Below are 17,849 nucleotides of genomic sequence, written 5' to 3' on the forward strand. Positions count from 1 at the left end.
TTCACCCCTCCACCACTCGGTCGACCTTCTCGTCCGCGACCCGGCGCTCCAGCTTGGCGGCGTCGAGGTTGCGGCAGAGGACGATCGAACCACCTCCGGAGATCACCCCGACGAGCAGACTCACCCCGTCCCGCGTGGTCAGATCCCGCGTCACCAGGATCCGGTCGGTAACGGGTTCCGCCGTACCGATCAGGTCGTCGTGAGTCAGATCGTCGTACGCCGATGACGTCGGCACCGGCGGGTCGAACGGGACGAAGACGTCCGGGTGGTTGTAGACCTCGGCGCCGTAGTCGTGGATCCCGTCCGGCAGCGGCTCGCGGAACCGGCCGCCGAGCGGGAGCAACGCGGAGGCGACGGTCTCCCGGGAGCCCCGGATCGCGAAGTCCGGGCCGGTGATCGCGAGCGTTCCGGTGCCACTGGTCAGGGACGCGCCGACCGACCAGGTGGACAGCGCCCAGACCACGCCGAGCCAGTGCGGCGGCAGGCCGATCGCGACAGTCTCGCCGGACTCCAGGTCGTACTCGTCGACCAGCAGGTTGGCGGTCTTGGCGACCCAGTTCGCGGTGGTGAGGGCGCTCAGCTCGATCCGCTCACCGCTCGCGTCGTCGTAGTAGGTGAGGAAGGGGCCGGCGCCGTCCCGGCGGACCGCGGCCGCGAACAGCTCGGGCAGAACTCGTGACATATGGCCCACCCTACGGTTCGCGCGCCGACGTACTTTGGTGGGGGATTCAGGGAGAGAAGGCTTGTGATGGTGCCACAGCTCGAGCTGCCGCAAGGTGGCGAATGGGTCGTGATTCTGATCATCGTGGTGCTGCTCTTCGGCGCGAAGAAGCTGCCGGAGCTCACCAAGAACGCGGCCCGGGCGATGAACGAGTTCAACAAGGCCAGGTCCGGCGACGACGAGAAACCCGAGGTCGACGCCACCGGGACCGGGTCAGCCGGGCGGGCTGACCTCGAGGGCGGCGGTTCGGAGAGCGTCGGCGAGGACCGCCGCGGGCTCTGACAACCGGCCGGGCAGCCGAGCCAGGATCGTACGGCGCAACTCCTTCGACCCACCGCGGACGGTCACCACGCGGACACCCGGCGGTGCCGCCGGGGCCATCGATGCGGAGATCGTGGTCAGCCCAGCGCCGGCGGCGACCAGCTGCAGCTTCGCCAGCCAGTCGCGGGCCGTGTGCGCGATCACCGGCCGTTCGTCGAGCCCGGGCCAGACACCCATCAGCAACTCCTCACCGGCCGCGGGGCCGGCGATCCAGCGTTGACCGCGCAGGTCGTCCACGTCCACCGAGTCGTGGGCCGCGAGCGGATGGCCGGCCGGCACCGCGAGCCGCAGACTCCGCTCGGCCAGCGTCTCCAGCTTCAACGCGGGCGACTCCGCGTCCGGCGGCCGGAACGGTGGCGCCGAGGCCAGCAGCGCCAGCTCGAGAGTCCCGGCCCGCAGCGCCCGTACGAGCGCCGGCGTCGAACCTTCACGCGTCGTCACCGTGATCGACGGATGTGACCGCCGGACCGCACTGATTGCCCGTGGCAACAACACCGCGCCGGCGCTGGGGAACCAGCCCAACCGCACCGTCCCGCCGGCGGCGGGTAGCCCGGCGAGCTCCCGGGCCGTTGCGTCGAGCTGATCCAGTACTCCGGCGGCATTCCGCAGTACGACGTGACCGGCCGCGGTCAGCAGCACACCTTCGCGCCGTCGCTCCAGGAGTGGCGCGCCCGCGGCCCGCTCGAGTGAGGCGATCTGCCGTGACACCGCCGACTGGGTGTACCCGAGCGCTGTCGCCGCCGCGGTGAACGTGCCGCGTTCGGCGACCTCCCGGAACACCCGCAGGGCGACCAGTGAGACATCGCTGAAGTCCATGACGTTTACGCATACTACCTGTGCCGAAGTTTCGTTGGAGTCATGGATGTGACCGCCCTAGGTTGGCCACATGACAGAACAACGCATTGCCCTCGTCACCGGCGCCAACCAAGGCATCGGTTTCGCTTTCGTAGCAGCTCTGGCAGACTGGCTGAACGCCGAGGACCTGGTCCTGCTCACCGGCCGGGATCCGCAGCGGGTCGCCGACGCGGTTCGTCAGGTGCGGGGAGTCGCCCGGGTCGAGGGGCGAGTGCTGGACGTGACGGATGCCGAGGCGGTCGCGGCTCTGGCGGCCGAGCTTGGAGCCGTCGACATCGTGATCTCCAACGCCGTGGGGCCGCTGCATCCGGATCGGACGCAGGCTGAGCAGGCGGACGTGTTCATCGACGTGGCCAATCTCGGAGCACAGGCGGTACTGCGGTCGTTCGGGCCGATCCTGAAGCCGGGTGGCCGGCTGATCGTGGTGGCGAGTTCGCTCGGGACGCTCGATCATCTGCCGGAGGAGTTGTGGCCGCGGTTCGACGGCGTCACGCTGGGTGAGGTCGAGCAGGCGGTCGAGGACTGGCGGGCCGCGATCCACGCCGGCGAACACGGCTGGCCCGAGTGGATCAACTTCCCGTCGAAGGTGGCGCAGGTGGCCGCCGTACGAGCCGTCGCCGCGGACCGGCGTACGCAGGATCTCGCCGACGGGACCCTGGTCGCCTCGGTCTGCCCCGGTCTCGTCGACACCCGTGCGTCCCGGCCGTGGTTCGACGACTTCAGCGAGGCGAAGTCCCCGGCCGACGCGGTCACCCCGATCGTCGACCTGATCCTCGCCGACCACCTCGACCCGGCGATGTACGGCGAACTGATCCGCGACGGCAAGGTCCTCCCCTGGAAGCCGTCTCGATAAGGCCCCGCGGTACTCCAGGGGCTGGAGTTCTCTTAAGGTCAGTACATGTTGATCGTGGCCGGTTTGGCTCTGATCCTGGTGCTGACCGTTGCCACTGGCTACTTCGTCTCCCAGGAATTCGCGTACGTCGCGGTGGACCGGAGCCGGCTGCAGACCCTCGCCGACGGCGGTGACGCGGCCGCGGTCCGGGCACTGAAGGTGACCTCCCGGTTGTCCTTCGTGCTGTCCGGGGCGCAGGTCGGCATCACCATCACCGCGCTGCTGGCCGGGTACTTCGCCGAGCCGTATCTCGGTGCGGGGCTGGACGACCTGTTCGGATCGGCCGGGATGCCGGAAGCCGTGAGCAGGTCCGTCTCGGTCATCCTGGCGTTGCTGCTGGCAACGATCATCCAGATGGTGCTGGGCGAGCTGGCGCCGAAGAACCTGGCGATCGCGAAGGCCGAGGCGATCGCGCTCCGGCTGGCCCGGTCCACGCTGCTGTACCTGACCGTCGCCGGCCCGCTGATCCGGGTGTTCGACTCGGCCTCGAACCGGATCCTGCGCCGGGTCGGGATCGAGCCGGTCGAGGAACTACCGCAGGGCGCGACCGCTCAGGAACTCGACCGGATCATCGCCACGTCGTACGAGCAGGGCCTGCTGGACCAGGACACCATGCGGCTGCTCGACCGCGGCCTCGACTTTCGCGCCCGGACCGCCGGGGAGGCCATGGTTCCGCGCGTGGACGTGATCACCGTGCACCGCGACGAGCCGCTCACCCGGGTGGTCGACCTGCTGGACACCGGGCACAGCCGGTTCCCGGTGATCGCCGAGTCGGTCGACGAGGTGATCGGCGTGGTCGCGATCGGTGACGTGGTCGAGCTCGAACCGGCCGACCGGGAGCACATCGCGGCCGGCTCACTGGCTACGCAACCCGTCGTCGTACCGTTCACGCTGCCGCTGCCCGGCGTACTGGAACGGCTGCGGACGGCCCGTCGCCAGGTCGCGATCGTCGTCGACGAGTACGGCGGCTTCGCCGGGATCGTGTCGCTCGAGGACATCGCGGAGGAACTGGTCGGCGAGATCCGGGACGAGGACGACCTGCCGGAGACCGGGCTGGTGCAGGGCGGCGACGGCTCGTGGGTGGTGCCGGCCAGGTGGCGGCTCGACGAGGTCGAGGAGGCCACCGGGGTCGCGCTGCCCGAGAACGACGACTACGAGACGGTGTCCGGCCTGGTGATGGCGCGGCTCGGCCGGATCCCGGTGGTCGGCGACGAGCTCGTGGTCGAGCTGCTCCAGCGGATCGACCACGACGGGCGTCCGATCCCGGCCGAGTTCGTCCGGCTCACGGTGCAGACCATCGAGCGCCGGGTGCCCGGTCTCGTCGTGATGGAGCGGACGGCATGAGTACGACGCTAGCCCTGATCATCTCGGCGATCCTGCTGGCGCTGAACGGGTTCTTCGTCGCCGCCGAGTTCGCCCTGGTCGCGTCGAAGCGGCACCGGCTCGAGGAGGCGGCCGCATCCGGCAGCCGGGCGGCCCGGGCCGCGCTCGCCGGAGTGAGCGAGTTGTCGGTGATGCTCGCCGGCGCGCAGCTCGGCATCACCTTGTGCACCCTGGGTCTCGGCGCACTGAGCGAGCCGGCCGTGGCGCACCTGCTGCAGCCGTTGTTCGAGCTGGTCAACATTCCGGAGGGCGTCGGTCATGTGCTCGCGCTGATCATCGCCGTCGCCGGGATCGGCCTGCTGCACGTCCTGCTCGGTGAGCTGGCGCCGAAGTCGTGGGCGATCAGCAACCCCGAGCGGTCCGCCCTGTTGCTCGCGCTCCCGTTCCGTGGCTTCACGTGGGTCTTCCGCCCGCTGCTGCTCGTGCTCAATTGGATCGCCAACCTCTGCGTCCGGCTGGTGAAGGTGACCCCGCAGAACGAGCTGGCCAACGCGCACGGTCCGGACGAACTGCGCCTGCTGATCGACTCCTCCCGGCAGCACGGCACGCTGGCGGAGCCCGAGCACGACCTGCTCACCGCGATGCTCGCACTGCAGAACACCACGGTCTCCCAGGTGATGACCCCGATCGCCCAGCTCTCGACGGTCCCCGCCGACGCGTCCGCCCGCGAGGTCGAGCTGACCAGCCGCCGCGAAGGCCGCAGCCGCCTGGCGGTCGTCAACCCGGGTACGACGATCTGCGGCATCGTTCACGTCCGTGACGCGGCCCGGGCGACCACGAGTGGCGGTACGACGTTGCGCGCCTCCGACCTGATGACCGCACCCCTGCGCCTGGCGGCCGGGACCCCGGTGGCGACCGCGATCCGGACGATGCGCGACGAGCGGTCCCAGCTTGCCGTCGTCTGCGACTCCGATCAGCCGGTCGGCGTGGTGGCGTTGGAGGACCTGCTGGAGGAGGTGATCGGGGAGTTCGACGACGAGACCGACCCGATCGTCCGCGCCGCGAAGGCAGAATCACCGGAGCAGTAGATTTGCGGCGGCTACCGTGGAGCCAGATACCCGTCGGGAGGAGACCGCCGTGCCGATCAGCCGGATTGGGCTTGTCGTTCACGAGGGGCGGCCGGTGGCCGTGCGGACCGCCGCGACCGTGCGTGAATGGGCGGCCGAACACGACATCGGCTGCACGGCCATCGACGTGTGGAAAGCGCACGAGGACCGGCGCGGTGGGATGGACGAGCTGCATCACGCGGGGGACCCGGATCTGATCGTCACGCTCGGCGGAGACGGTACGTTCCTGCGCGGTGCCCGGATCGCGGCGAAGAACGACGCCGCGGTGCTCGGAGTCGATCTCGGCAAGGTCGGATTCCTGACCGAGGTGGCGTGCCGCGATGTCGAGACCGCACTGGAAGCGGTGCACCATGGCGGCGCGACGTACGAGGAGCGGATGACGCTCACGATGCGGGCGTCGCGTCCGCTGGAGATCCCGAGTGACATCGAGTCGTTGCTGCGCTACGGGCATGGTCCCGCGTTGCCGCCACCGGCGGTTCGCCGCGAGGTGGCCGAGGGCGACGGCTGGGGTGTCGCTCTGGACGTGACCGCGCTGAACGACGTCGTACTCGAGAAGCTGGCGCGCGACCACCAGGTGGCCCTCGGTGTATACCTCGCCGGCCGGCTGCTGGCGTCGTACTCGGCCGATGCGGTGATCGTGGCCACGCCGACCGGCTCCACGGCGTACAGCTTCGCGGCCGGCGGGCCGATCCTGTCGCCGAACGCCGAGGCCATCGTGTTCACGCCGGTGGCACCGCATATGACCTTCAATCGAACGGTTGTCGCGGCACCGGACGAGCCGGTCGCACTGCGCGTCCTTCCGCACTCCGGTCAGGCCGCGGTCAGTATCGACGGGCAGTTGCGCGGGGTTCTCGATCCGGGTGACTGGATCGGCGTGTACGGATCGCCCCGGCGGCTTCGGCTGGTCCGCTTGCGTCCGACGGACTTCTACGGCCGGTTGCGTGACCGCTTCCGACTGACCGACGCGCCCGCGACCGCGCTCGACGGCGAGTCCGACCTGTTCTGGCGGCCGACCTCACCAGTCCCACCAGACCTTGCCCACCTCAGGTTTCCGCCACCGGCTGGTGAGGACCGGTAGGGTCTCTCCTCATGCGAAACGTGGTGATCTTGGCTGGTGGTTCGGGGACCCGGTTGTGGCCGCTGTCCAGAGACGACCGGCCCAAGCAGGTGCTGCCGCTGGCAGCCGGCGACTCGTTGCTCCGGGTTGCGTACAACAGGCTCCGCGGCCTGGTCGAGCCGGCGAACATCTACGTGTGCACGGTCGGTGCGTACACCGAGGTCGTCCGCAAGGAACTGCCCGAGCTCGGCGAGCACAACATCATCGGTGAGCCGGCCCGCCGGGACACCGCGAACGCGGTCGGCCTGGCCTCCGCGGTGGTGGCCCGCAACGACCCTGATGCGGTGGTGGCGTTCGTCGGGTCGGATCACCTGATCAGTCCGGAGGACGAGTTCCGGGCCGCGATCGAGAACGGTTTCGCGGTCGTCGAGCAACGGGCCCGATCGCTGGTGACGTTCGGGATCGAGCCGACCCATCCGCACACCGGGCTCGGGTACATCGAACGCGGTGCGCCGATCGAGGGGAGCACGGCGTTCGCCGTCGACCGGTTCCGGGAGAAGCCGGATCGCGCGACCGCCGAGGAGTACCTGGCCACCGGGCGGTTCTGGTGGAACTCCGGCATGTTCGTGTGGCGGGCCGAGACCGTGCTGAGCGTGCTGGACGAGCTCCTGCCGGAATCCGCCAGTCAGCTGCGTCAGGTCGCGTCCGTGTGGGACACGCCGACGCGTGAGGCGACGCTGGCCGAGATCTACCCGAACCTGCGCAAGATCAGCGTCGACTACGCCGTGATGGAGCCGGCTTCGCAGGGCAAGGTGGACGCAGACGTGGTCGTCGTACCGATGCCGGTGCACTGGCTCGACGTCGGCTCCTGGGCCGCGCTGGCCGGCACGTACGACGCCGATGCCAACGGCAACCGTACGGACGGGACCACGCTGAGCTGCCTGCTCGACTCCCACGACAACATCATCGTCACCGACGACCCCGACCACCTGGTCGCCGCCGTAGGCCTCCGCAGCCACATCATCGTCCACACCCAAGACGTCACCATGGTCTGCCCGTTGTCCGACGGCGAACGAGTAAAAGACCTGGTAGCCCAAGTCCAATCCGACCACGCCGAACGCTACCTCTAACCCGCTCGCGTGTTGTTCGGCGGACTTGCCGCACTCACCAACCCGCCGCGGCAGTCATCGCCAGCCAGGAGCTGAGCGTGATCCACCTCGGCCCCGCGCATTGGTGAGTGCCACACGTCCGCTTCGCCGGACAGCGAACGCCCCCGACGGACGGTGTCTGTCGGGGGCGTTCGGGTGCGCGGGTGGGGTTAGCCGCCGGCGGGTTCTTGGGCGTCTGTGGAGGGGTATTTGTCCATGAACTGCTTGAGGGCGTCGCCGCTGACGGAGCCGCAGAACTGGCGGTGGCCGAAGGCTTTGTCCTGGCCCGTGGCGTTGCCGCTCCAGTGGGAGAAGGCGATGTTCTTGCCGTCCGGCCAGGGCTTGCCGTCGGTTTCGCGGAAGGGCGCGGCGATGAACTTGCCGTTGGTGCTGTCCGGCAGCTTGGCCTTGGAGAGCTTCTCGATCTGGTCGATCTGGTCCTTGGGGAGGGCTTCCTTGTACCAGAGGATCGTGTAGCCGTGCTCCAGGTTGTGCACCAGGTTCGCGACCGGCGGCCGGTCGTCGAGGGTGTAGAACTTCTTGTTGAACGGCGCCCAGGTCGCGTAGTGCGGGCCGGACGACGGCGGTGAGACCGAGTAGTTGATCACGGTGCCGTCGGGCTTGTGGTCCTGCGTGCCGCCGGCCTCGTCGTTGGTGGGTGCGTCGCAGGACGCCGCCGACGCGGCCACGCCGAGCTCGGTGATGGCCTGGTTCTTGGTCCGGGAGTCCTGGATCAGCCGGATCGCCGGGTAGGCGATGATCGCCAGACCGATCACGATCGACGCGACCACGATGAGGATGGTCCGGTTCCGGTCCGTGCGGGCCTGGTCCCGTTGCATCTTCTCGATCATCTCGCGGCGCGACTTCTTCTGCGACGACGCTTTACCCACAGTGTTGGTCTTCCCGGATCTGGGCGGCCACCGCGCCGCCGTGCGGGAGCAGTGTACGCAGCGACCCTGAGAGGTTGCCTAGAAAACTACTTCGACCGTGAGCCGAACGTGATCGTCGCCTCACTGCCCGGTCCGGTGCGCACGCTGACGCCGTACCCCTCCGCGTGCAGCAGTACGGCGAGCCGCTCAGCGATCACCCCGACCGCGACCGGCTCGTCACCGAACACCGTGACAGCGTTGTCAAGCAGCTCGAGGTGAATGTCCTCCGCCTCGTCCAGCAGCCCGTCCCACAGCGCCGGATCGACGTCCCGCGGACCGGTAGGCGCCTGCCGTTCCAGTACGGCGGCCCGCGCGGCCTCGCGAGTCCCCAGGCTGAACATGTCCTGCTCGGCGTCCCGCACCAGAGCCCGCGCACCGGCGCCGTGCTCCCCAATTGGGAGTACGGCGTCCTGCAGGCCCCGCAGTACGGCGACCGGGACGCCATCCGCCTTGCCCTTGACCAGCTCGCTCGCACTGGCGATCTCGTCGGCCAGAGCCGGCTCTGTCACCGCGAGGACGTTGCCATGGCTGTCCGTCGTACCGCGGAGGTCTTCCACCACGCGGACTCCGGCGGCACCGATGGCCAGATCGGTCTGACCGTTGCGCCACGGGCGGCCCAGGGTGTCCGTGATCACGATGCCGACGTTGACGTCGTACCGCTGCTTCAGGGCGGTCCGAAGCTGCCGGGCCGACTCGTCGGGGTCGATCGGGAGCAGCAGGACCGTGCCGGGGGCGGTGTTGGACGTATCCGTCCCGGCGGCCGCCATCACCAGGCCGTGCCGGGTCTGGACGATCCGGGTCTCGCCGCGCTGGGCCACGACCCGCACGAGCTCGGCGTCGATCGCCTCCTGCCGGGTGCCGTGGGTCAGCCGGCCCTCGGCCTTGCTGACGATCTTGGACGTGACCGACACGACATCGCCGTCCCGCAGATCGGTGCCCTCGGCGATCAGCGCGGCCAGGTCGTCCCCGGCCGCCACCTCGGGGAGTCCGGTCACCGGGAAGACGTCCAGGTGCTTCCTCATCGCCGTACGGCCTCCGCGAGGTTCAGTGCCGCGGTAGCCATCGCGGCGGTGGTGGTCTCGTCCGTCATCCACAACGGCACCGCCTGGACGTGAATTCCGGCTCCGGCGATCGAATCCGCCTGGATCGCGTCCGAGCTGTCGATCAGCCAGCCGTCCAGTACGCCGCCGGACGCGCGCGAACCGTAGTACCGCGCCACGGCCGAGGCGGTCGAGGCCACACCGACGGCGGCCAGCACCTTGTCGGCCATGCCACGGACCGGACTGGTGCCGATGATCGGCGACAGCCCGATGACCGGCGCGGACGTCTCGCGGACCGCTTCCCGGATCCCCGGTACGCCGAGGATCGTGCTGATCGAGACGACGGGGTTGGACGGCGGCAGGATCAGCGCGTCGCAGTCCGCGATGGCATCCAGCACACCGGGCGCGGGCTTCGCCTTCTCCTGGCCGACGGCGACGATCTGGTGCGCGGTGACCTCCGCGTGCCAGCGGACCCAGTACTCCTGGAAGTGGACGGCCTTGCGCCGGCCGGGCTGGTCCGGATCGTCCACGACCACGTGGGTCTCGACCCGGTCGTCACTCATCGGCAGCAGCCGCACCGGCAGCTTCCAGCGCTCGCACAACGCCTCCGTGACCGCGGTCAGGCCGTACCCGGCGTCGAGCATCTGTGTGCGGACCAGATGGGTCGCCACGTCCCGGTCGCCGAGGCCGAACCAGGTCGGCTCCACGCCGTACGCCGCGAGCTCCTCCTTGATCACCCAGGTTTCGTCCTCCCGGCCCCAGCCACGTTCGGCCGAAATGCCGCCACCGAGCGTGTACATCACCGTGTCGAGGTCCGGACAGACCCGCAGCCCGAACAGGGTGATGTCATCCGCGGTGTTCCCCACCACGGTGATCTCGGCGTCCGGGCGGGCCTTCAGCAGCCCGCGCAGGAACGTGGATCCGCCGATGCCACCGGCCAGCACTGTCAATCGCATGGGAAGAGTCTGCACGAGTCGTCAATCGGTCGGACCACCGCACGACTATGCTGCGGTGGGTCCGAACCATCCGCACAGCTCAGTTGTACGGCCCCCCAACATCCCGAGGAGCCCTCGTGGTCACCGACGCAACCAAGAAGCTCAGAGAGCCGGTCGCGTACATCCTGCTCGCATTCGCCGGCCTGCTCGTGCTGGCCTCGCTGATCCGGCTGTTCGTCGGCGGCGCCGGCTTCACAGCTGCCGCCGGAGGCGTGCAAGGCATACTCACCCCGCCCTCGTTCAGCGCGCTCCTGCTGCTGGTCGCCCTGGCGGGCGCGGTCTGGCTGGTGAGCGAGGCCGGTGAGCGGACGCCGAACGCCCGTACCGTGGCCCTGGCCGCGCTGGTGATCACAGGTGTGGCGCTGCTGGTCGGCCTGATCACGGCGTTCGCGGGCTTCAACGAGACCAGCACCGCCGGTCTGAAGGTCGTGGGCTTCATCTACGCACTCGCCGGCCTGGCTCTGTACGGTGCCGCCGGTCTCTACATCCTCAAGACGTACCAGGCGCTGCCGGCGCCGGTCCGTGCGCCCAAGCCGGGTCAGTTCGCGCCCCAGGGTCAGCAGGGCCAGTACGGCCAGCAGCAGTACGGCCAGACCGCGCCGTACGGTCAGCAGCAGGGTGGCTACGGCCAGCCGCAGGGCCAGTACGGTCAGTACGACCAGGGCCAGGGCCAGTACGGCGGGTACGGCGCGGCAGCCGCAGGCGGCGCGGTCGGTGGCTACGCGGCGGCGCAGGGCGACCAGCAGCAGTGGCCGCAGGAGCAGGGCTGGAACCAGGGTGAGCAGCAGGCCTGGTCAGCCGGCGAGGCCGAGGCACAGCAGCACGCCGACCCGCAGCAGCAGCCGGCCGAGCAGGCCTGGTCCGCCGAGGGCCAGGGCGTCGAGCCGACGCAGGCGTGGAGCTCCGAAGGTCAGCAGCAGTGGAGCGGCCAGGACCAGGGCCAGCAGTGGCCGCAGGAGCAGCAGTGGGGCGGCGGCGACGCCGGCCAGCAACAGTGGAGCGGTCAGGACTACGGCCAGCAGCAGCCGCAGGGTCAGCAGGAGTGGGCCGGCCAGGGCGAGCACGCGGTCCGGGAAGAGGGCTCGCACGAGGCGCCCGAGGCCCAGGCGTGGCCGCAGGAGCAGGCCTGGCAGGCCGAGGAGCCCCCGGCCGCCGAGCCGGCAGCCCAGCCGGAGCAGCCGGCCACCGAGGCGGCTGACGAGACCCGGGTCGACCCGCGGGTGACCGAGCCCGAGAAGGACGAGCAGAACCCGCAGCAGGGTCAGGGCCAGCAGGGCTGGTGGTCCCAGCCTTCCTGAGGCTGACAAGCAGCAAGCCCTTGCCGAGGTGGCCGTGAAACTACTTCACACCGCCTCGCCCGGGCGTCGACGGATGCGGGAGGCCTGTGTACGCAGGCCTCTCGTTCTTTTGCAGCCGTGTTGCGGATGACGCCAATAGCAGACCACGGCTTGACTTTCGTGGATTGCAGGAATGTAATTTCAATCGTGTCGTTCGTTGACACTCGGTATCGGGGACCGTTTTCAGCACACAGAACGGTCGAGGTCAGGCATGTGGGACCGCAAACCCACATGTACAGGGGAACGAACAGGGTCGAGGAGGTCGTACCGTGACAGAGGGCCTGATGGCGATTGTCGACGGTGAGGCGATCGAGGAGGAGCCGAACTGGCAGGAAAGGGCACTGTGCGCCCAGACCGACCCAGAGGCTTTCTTCCCGGAGAAGGGCGGTTCCACCCGTGAGGCGAAGAAGGTCTGCCTCGGGTGTGACGTGCGGGGCGAGTGCCTCGAGTACGCACTGCAGAACGACGAGCGCTTCGGGATCTGGGGCGGGCTGTCGGAGCGGGAACGCCGCAAGCTGAAGAAAAAGGCCGTCTGACGGTCACTACCCGGCACACAACTTCACACGAACTTTCCGCGAGGCCCCGGGGACGACCAGTCACCGGGGCCCGCGGCTTTTCTGGGCTTCGGCGTACGGCTGTATGGTGACCCAGACCGTCCGTAACCATCGAGGTGTCACAGCTCCGTATGGAACAAGAAGCTCCGGCCGGCTGGGAGTTCTTCGACTCTGTCGACTTCCCGACCGATCACATCGACGACCCGATGGGCCGCCCGCGGGTTCGGCACGTCGTCACCGCGGTGGTGGTCGGGCATGAGGGTGCCGCCTGGCTGCCGCGGCTGTCCGAGGCGCTGTGGGCGCTCAACCCACGCCCGGACCGGCTGATCGCGGTCGACACCGGATCCACCGACGAGACGGCCGAACTGCTGGCCGCGATGCCCGGCGTCGAGCCGGTGGTCAGCGTGTCCGCCCGGACCGGTTTCGGTACCGCGGTCGCCCGCGGCATCGAGGCGGTCGGCTTCGCGCCGATCCCGTCGCCGTACGGCCCGTACGGCGACGACGCGCAGATGCCGGTGGTCGAGTGGTTGTGGCTGCTGCACGACGACTGCGCGCCGGCCCCCAAGGTCCTCGAGAAATTGTTGCTCCAGGCCACCATCTCGCCGGATGTCGGGGTCTGGGGCCCGAAACTGCGGCTCTGGCCGCGCGACCGCGAACTGCTCGAGGTCGGCGTCACCACCTCACTCGGCGGCCGCCGCGACACCGGCATCGAGAACGGTGAGCTGGACCAGGGCCAGCACGACCAGCCGCGGAACGTCCTCGCGGTCAGCTCGGCCGGCATGCTGGTCCGCCGCGACGTCTGGGAGGCGCTGCACGGCTTCGACCCGCGGCTGCCGATGTTCCGCGACGACATCGACTTCGGCTGGCGCGCCAGCCGGGCCGGCTACCAGGTCGGCGTCGCGCCGGATGCGGTCATCTACCACGCCCAGGCCGCCGCGACCGGCGAGCGCGCGCTGGCCGGCACCCGTCGGCACGCCTATCAGCTCGACCGTGCGCACGCGTACTACACCGTGCTCGCGAACGCGCCCGGCAAGCTGCTCCCACTGCTGATCCTGCGTTTCCTGCTCGGCACTGTGCTGCGCTCGATCTGGTTCCTCCTCGGCAAGACACCCTCCGGAGCGGTCGACGAGTGGACCGCCCTGCTCGGCACCTTGCTGGCCGGTGGCTGGACCCAAGCCCGCAAGAACCGCCGCCACCTCGACCAGGTCCCGTACGACGACATCAAGGGACTGTTCTCCCGGTCGGTGCACGCCCTGCGGCACAACCTGGAAGAGACCACCGGCACGATCTCCGAGCGGATCCGCGAGGCCTGGGCGGACGAGCCCGAGGAGCAGGTCGTCACGACCGCTCGCAGGGCGAAGTCCACCGCGCGGGTCGCCACCGATCAGCCGCGCTGGCGTCGTCAGCTGATCCGTCGCCCGTTCCTGGTCGCGTGGGTGTTCCTGGCGATCGGTGCGTTCATCTCGGCCCGCAGCCTGATCGGCAGCGGTGCACTGCGGTCCCACCTCTTGCTGCCCGCGCACGAGAGTCTTGGTGCGCTCTGGCATGCCGCGGCTTCGGGTCCTCCCGGTGTGACGCCTCCTGCCTGGCTGGCGCAGTTCTGGGCGTTCTCGACGGTGACGTTCGGCCCGGGCGGCGCGACGAACCTGCTGTTACTCGGTGCCGTCCCGCTCGCCGCTCTGGCCGCGTGGGCGTTGCTGCGTTCGTTCGTCGTGGACCGGATGGCGCGGGCGTGGGGCGCGGCGGCGTACGGGCTTGCTGTGTTCACGAACGGCGCCATCAGCCAAGGCAGGATCGGGACCTGTGTGGCCGCGATCGTGCTGCCGCTGCTCGGTGCTGCCGTGCACACCGTCGCCCGGCGGCGTCGTGTGGTCATTCAAGGCAGCTGGCGGGCCGCATGGTTCGCCGGAATCTGCCAGGCCGTGCTCTTCGCCTTCACTCCGGCGCTGGGATTGCTGATCAGCGTCCTGCTGGTCTTCGGTGCGGTGCTTGGCCTCGGCTGGCGCCGGCAAGGTCGCCAGCTGGTGTTCTCCGTCGTACTGGGTCTGTTGCTCGTGCTGCCGTGGACGATCCAGCTGGTGCTGCACCCGTCGCGCTTGGGACAAGAGGCCGGTGGTCCGCCCACTGCCGCGATCGGTCCGGGCGACAGCCTGCAGCACCTGCTGACGGGTACGCCGCTAGGTGGGCCGACGCCATGGTGGTTCGCCGTACCGCTGATTCTGGTGGCGTTGTTCAGTTTGCTGCGTCAGTCTCGGCAGCGGTACGAGTTGCTCGGGTGGTTCGCCGCGATGGCCGGCCTGGCCGGGACGCTGGTCGCGAGCCGGCTGGGTGGTGGCAGTGGGCCGCTGATGTTCCTGATGACGGCCGGCTGGATCATCGCGGTGACGGTCGCCTGGGACTCGGTCGGTAGGTCCACCGACATCATCGTGCAGGGCGTGCTCGGGATCGTGCTGGTGACGACGATCGTGACGGCCGGGTTCTGGCTGGTCCGTGGGATGGACGGCCCGCTGTGGCGCGGGCCGGCTCAGGACCTGCCGGCGTACCTGGTGTCAGCACAGGACCCGCCCGGGAACCAGTCGATCCTTGTTGTCCGCAAGGAGCCGGGCGGCGAGATGCGGTTCTCCTTGGTGAAGGACGGCGGCCCGCGGATGGGCGCGCTGGAGGCCGCGCCGACGGCGGAGCAGACCAAGCCGATCACGGAGGTGCTGTCGACCCTGGGTGGCGGTGGCACGGGTGAAGAGGGACGGCAGTTGGCCGGACTGGCAGTCGACTACGTCTACCTGCCCGCTCCGGTTGATCCGACCTTGCAGTCGACGCTCGACTCGCTGCCTGGTCTGACCCGGGCCAGTGCGAACGATGGCGACGCGTCATGGCTGGTGGACCGATCGAAGGTGGAAGGCAGTTCGCCCTTGCAGGACCAGACCCACACGCTGTGGCGACTGCTCGGCATCATCGGCTGGATCATCGCTCTGATCTTCTGCCTGCCGACAGTGCGCCGTACTGCCCCTGTCCCGCACGGCACCCATGCGAGGAGGGACCGGTGAGCCGGTTGCTGTCGGACCCGCGGATCCGGCTCGGAGTTTGTGTGCTGGCGATGGCCGTGATCGCCGGCCTTGCTGTGGTGACCCACGCCAAGGAGCCGAACACCCGACCAGAGGACGCTGCCGCGCCGGCACCCACGATCGTGAACCGTACGGCGTTGTCCTGCCCGGTGCTCGCCGCCGGCGGCAAACTCGCGAGCGTTGTGAACGCGGTGTCCCCGACCCTGCCGGAAGGCACTCCGACCGCGTCGGGCAGCGATGCGCCGCTGTCGATCACCCCACTGGCGGCCACAGCCAATCCGGTCGGTTCGCTGCTCGTGCGCGGCAAGATCGGCTCGACCACTCCGGCTACCAAGCCCGTGCCGCTGACGATCCACGGCACCGGACCACTGGCCGCCGGCACCGTCGGCACGAGTACGACGACCTCCACCGAGGGAGTGAATCGTGGCATGGCCAGCGTGCCGTGCCAGCTGCCCGGTTCGGATTTCTGGTTCGTTGGTGCATCCGGAGCAAGCGACCGGCGCGACGTGCTGGTGCTGACGAACCTGGACAGCATCAACGCAGAGGTCAACGTCACCGTGTACGCGCGGAGTGGTCCGCAGGACCTGCCTGCCGCACGGGGGATCGTCGTACCGGCGCGAGGGACGTTCGAACTGTTCCTCGGCCAGATTGCGGCCAACCTGCGGGATGTCGCCCTGCATGTCGAGTCCACCGGTGGACGGGTGGCGCCCGCGGTGCGGAGCAACCCGAGCACGAACGGCAAGCCGGCCGGTGTGGACTGGCTGAACGCGTCGGCTCCGCCCGCGACCAAGGTGTTCGTGCCGGCCTCGGCGCCGGGTGCGGGAACGCGGTTCCTGTCGGTGGCGAACCCGTCGGACCTGCAGGCGACTGCCAGCCTGACCGTGAACGGGCCGAACGGCCCATTCAAGCCGGCCGGTCTGGAGACCGTGCAGATCGCGGCCGGGTCGGTGAAGACGTTCAAGCTGGACACGGTGCTGAACGGCGATGCCAGTGCGATCACCCTGTCGTCGGACCAGCCTGTCACCGCGTCGATGCGGATCTCGGACAAGAGTGGTGAGGACTTCGCGTCGATCGGGTCGGCCGAGGCGCTCACGGGACCGGCGTACCTGGTTCTGCCTGCACACCAGCAGCCGGCTGTCCTGCAGGTGACCGCACCGGGGAAGACGGGGAGCGTGAAGTTCGAGCTGCGGGATCTGGCCGGACGCGTGCTGCAGACGCGGGCCGTCGATGTCGTCGGTGGCGCGACCACTCCGATCTCGTTCGCGGCGCAACCGCGCGCGACGTACCTGATGGTCGAGCAGACGCGGGGCACGGTCGTGGCCGGCGTCACGCTGATGCCCGCGGCCAAGCCGGGCGACGACGACGTGGCTCAGGTGGCTGCCTGGCCGCTCAACACCTCACTGGTGTTCCGGGCTCAGCTAGGCGCTCAGCCGGACCTCACCGCAGCCCTGCGGTGAGGTAGGTCAGCCTTCGGAGGTGTTCGCGCCGGGGTCCTGGAGCATTCGCAGGTGACGTCGGCGGGCGATCTCGACCGGTGCGCCGGGAGTGCCGGTGCCCGGCTCTCGGCGGGGCAGGGGCCGCGCGGCCTCGCGGACCGCGTTGGCCAGGGCTTCCAGGTCGTCCGAAGACGGTCCGGCCGCGGCCGGGTCCGGAGCGAGCCGGATGACTTCCCAGCCGTTCGGTGCGGTCAGCCGGTCGGCGTGGTCGGCACACAGGTCGTAGCAGTGCGGTTCGGCGTACGTCGCCAGTGGGCCGAGCACACACGTAGAGTCCGCATACACATAGGTGAGCGTCGACACAGCCGGTTTATGACAGGCGGCGCGCGAACAGATCCTGGCGATGCTCACGACCAGACGTTACCCCCACTAGGCTGAGCGCGTGACCGAGGCTCGCCGTCATCGCAGGCACATCGACCGCCACGGGCGCGGCATGCTCGGCCCGATCAGCCGGCCGAGCCGGTTCGCGCCGCGGGGTCTGCCGCTGCAGCGGGCCGCCGCGGCCCAGTTCGACGAGGTGGTCGCGATCGAGGTGACCCGGCTGGAGAAGCGGCTGCCGCAGGTCGTCGCCCGGGTCGAGTTCGCGATCGAGGACGTGCCGAACCTGGAGCTCGACGAGACCGAGATCCCGCTCACCCACGCCAGCGGCGGTACGTCGCACGAGCCGTACCGGATCGTGGTGTTCCGGCGGCCGATCGAGCTGCGCGCCGAGCGCTCCGGCGCCGGCCTGGCCTGGCTGGTCCGGTCCGCGCTGGTCCTGGAGCTGGCCGACGTACTCGCGCTCTCCCCGGAGCAGATCGACCCCGACTTCGACCCGGACGACGACTGACGCCCCCACGCCACCAACCCCACACCCAACCCAGTCTGCTTCGAAGGGTTATCCGGCTCTTCTGCGGTATGTGTGGGTCCCCTGGAGTGACACCGCACGGTGACCTGACAGGAGACGGTGACCTGGGACGGGTCCGCATCCAGCAGTTCCTGTGCTGTCTACA

The 17,849-nt window shown here is 69.5% G+C and carries 17 protein-coding genes; 11 read left to right on the forward strand and 6 right to left on the reverse strand.

From position 1 onward, the window contains the following. Position 1: 1 nt before the first annotated feature. Positions 2 to 682, reverse strand: a complete 681-nt coding sequence (locus ACZ3HV_RS21785; protein ID WP_465686794.1) for a TIGR03089 family protein — start codon at positions 680 to 682, stop codon at positions 2 to 4. 66 nt (positions 683 to 748) lie between these two features. On the opposite strand from ACZ3HV_RS21785, the gene tatA reads away from it, so the two are divergent. Further along, entirely contained in the window at positions 749 to 1,003 is a 255-nt protein-coding gene (gene tatA / locus ACZ3HV_RS21790) for a twin-arginine translocase TatA/TatE family subunit (protein WP_465686795.1), read from the forward strand. On the opposite strand, the gene ACZ3HV_RS21795 is transcribed toward tatA, so the two are convergent. Next, complete coding sequence (locus ACZ3HV_RS21795) at positions 935 to 1,858, reverse strand: LysR family transcriptional regulator (protein WP_465686796.1); 924 nt, start codon at positions 1,856 to 1,858, stop codon at positions 935 to 937. The two genes, tatA and ACZ3HV_RS21795, sit on opposite strands and share 69 nt — an antisense overlap. Positions 1,859 to 1,928: 70 nt before the next feature. Here ACZ3HV_RS21795 and ACZ3HV_RS21800 point away from each other — a divergent pair, with 70 nt between their 5' ends. From ACZ3HV_RS21800 to ACZ3HV_RS21820, 5 genes are read left to right on the forward strand one after another with little or no spacing between them, the layout of a single operon-like run. Beyond that, positions 1,929 to 2,750 carry an SDR family NAD(P)-dependent oxidoreductase gene (locus ACZ3HV_RS21800; RefSeq protein ID WP_465686797.1) on the forward strand — a complete coding sequence of 274 codons (822 nt, stop codon included), beginning with the start codon at positions 1,929 to 1,931 and terminating at the stop codon, positions 2,748 to 2,750. A 45-nt stretch (positions 2,751 to 2,795) separates the two neighbouring features. Continuing rightward, complete coding sequence (locus ACZ3HV_RS21805; protein ID WP_465686798.1) at positions 2,796 to 4,133, forward strand: hemolysin family protein; 1,338 nt, start codon at positions 2,796 to 2,798, stop codon at positions 4,131 to 4,133. After that, the gene (locus tag ACZ3HV_RS21810) at positions 4,130 to 5,200 is read left to right on the forward strand and encodes a hemolysin family protein (RefSeq protein WP_465686799.1); all 1,071 of its coding nucleotides are present in this window, start codon (positions 4,130 to 4,132) and stop codon (positions 5,198 to 5,200) included. The genes ACZ3HV_RS21805 and ACZ3HV_RS21810 overlap by 4 nt, the downstream gene beginning before the upstream one ends. A gap of 49 nt (positions 5,201 to 5,249) precedes the next feature. Continuing rightward, positions 5,250 to 6,317 (forward strand): NAD(+)/NADH kinase, encoded by a 1,068-nt coding sequence (locus ACZ3HV_RS21815; RefSeq protein ID WP_465686800.1) that lies wholly within the window; start codon positions 5,250 to 5,252, stop codon positions 6,315 to 6,317. An 11-nt stretch (positions 6,318 to 6,328) separates the two neighbouring features. Next, a complete protein-coding gene (locus ACZ3HV_RS21820; RefSeq protein ID WP_465686801.1) occupies positions 6,329 to 7,426 on the forward strand; it encodes a mannose-1-phosphate guanylyltransferase in 1,098 nt (365 codons plus the stop codon). A gap of 188 nt (positions 7,427 to 7,614) precedes the next feature. Here ACZ3HV_RS21820 and ACZ3HV_RS21825 read toward each other — a convergent pair whose 3' ends face one another. The 3 genes from ACZ3HV_RS21825 to cofD all read right to left on the reverse strand — a co-directional run bounded on the left by ACZ3HV_RS21825 (position 7,615) and on the right by cofD (position 10,369). Then, positions 7,615 to 8,334 carry a DUF3105 domain-containing protein gene (locus ACZ3HV_RS21825; RefSeq protein WP_465686802.1) on the reverse strand — a complete coding sequence of 240 codons (720 nt, stop codon included), beginning with the start codon at positions 8,332 to 8,334 and terminating at the stop codon, positions 7,615 to 7,617. 86 nt (positions 8,335 to 8,420) lie between these two features. Next, entirely contained in the window at positions 8,421 to 9,395 is a 975-nt protein-coding gene (locus ACZ3HV_RS21830) for a coenzyme F420-0:L-glutamate ligase (RefSeq protein WP_360363762.1), read from the reverse strand. After that, positions 9,392 to 10,369, reverse strand: coding sequence for a 2-phospho-L-lactate transferase (gene cofD / locus ACZ3HV_RS21835; protein WP_360363760.1), 978 nt, complete (start codon positions 10,367 to 10,369; stop codon positions 9,392 to 9,394). The genes ACZ3HV_RS21830 and cofD overlap by 4 nt, the downstream gene beginning before the upstream one ends. Positions 10,370 to 10,485: 116 nt before the next feature. On the opposite strand from cofD, the gene ACZ3HV_RS21840 reads away from it, so the two are divergent. The 4 genes from ACZ3HV_RS21840 to ACZ3HV_RS21855 all read left to right on the forward strand — a co-directional run bounded on the left by ACZ3HV_RS21840 (position 10,486) and on the right by ACZ3HV_RS21855 (position 16,818). Continuing rightward, positions 10,486 to 11,706 (forward strand): hypothetical protein, encoded by a 1,221-nt coding sequence (locus tag ACZ3HV_RS21840; RefSeq protein WP_465686803.1) that lies wholly within the window; start codon positions 10,486 to 10,488, stop codon positions 11,704 to 11,706. A gap of 323 nt (positions 11,707 to 12,029) precedes the next feature. Next, the gene (locus ACZ3HV_RS21845; RefSeq protein WP_020389877.1) at positions 12,030 to 12,281 is read left to right on the forward strand and encodes a WhiB family transcriptional regulator; all 252 of its coding nucleotides are present in this window, start codon (positions 12,030 to 12,032) and stop codon (positions 12,279 to 12,281) included. Positions 12,282 to 12,430: 149 nt separating this feature from the next. Next, the gene (locus tag ACZ3HV_RS21850) at positions 12,431 to 15,343 is read left to right on the forward strand and encodes a glycosyltransferase family 2 protein (protein WP_465686804.1); all 2,913 of its coding nucleotides are present in this window, start codon (positions 12,431 to 12,433) and stop codon (positions 15,341 to 15,343) included. After that, the gene (locus tag ACZ3HV_RS21855) at positions 15,340 to 16,818 is read left to right on the forward strand and encodes a DUF5719 family protein (RefSeq protein ID WP_465686805.1); all 1,479 of its coding nucleotides are present in this window, start codon (positions 15,340 to 15,342) and stop codon (positions 16,816 to 16,818) included. The genes ACZ3HV_RS21850 and ACZ3HV_RS21855 overlap by 4 nt, the downstream gene beginning before the upstream one ends. A gap of 6 nt (positions 16,819 to 16,824) precedes the next feature. Here ACZ3HV_RS21855 and ACZ3HV_RS21860 read toward each other — a convergent pair whose 3' ends face one another. After that, positions 16,825 to 17,208: a DUF3499 domain-containing protein gene (locus ACZ3HV_RS21860; protein WP_360363752.1), complete on the reverse strand. Its 384-nt coding sequence runs from the start codon at positions 17,206 to 17,208 to the stop codon at positions 16,825 to 16,827. A gap of 31 nt (positions 17,209 to 17,239) precedes the next feature. Here ACZ3HV_RS21860 and ACZ3HV_RS21865 point away from each other — a divergent pair, with 31 nt between their 5' ends. Continuing rightward, positions 17,240 to 17,686, forward strand: coding sequence for a metallopeptidase family protein (locus ACZ3HV_RS21865; protein WP_465686806.1), 447 nt, complete (start codon positions 17,240 to 17,242; stop codon positions 17,684 to 17,686). Positions 17,687 to 17,849 lie beyond the last annotated feature (163 nt).

The organism is Kribbella sp. NPDC020701 (assembly GCF_055562215.1).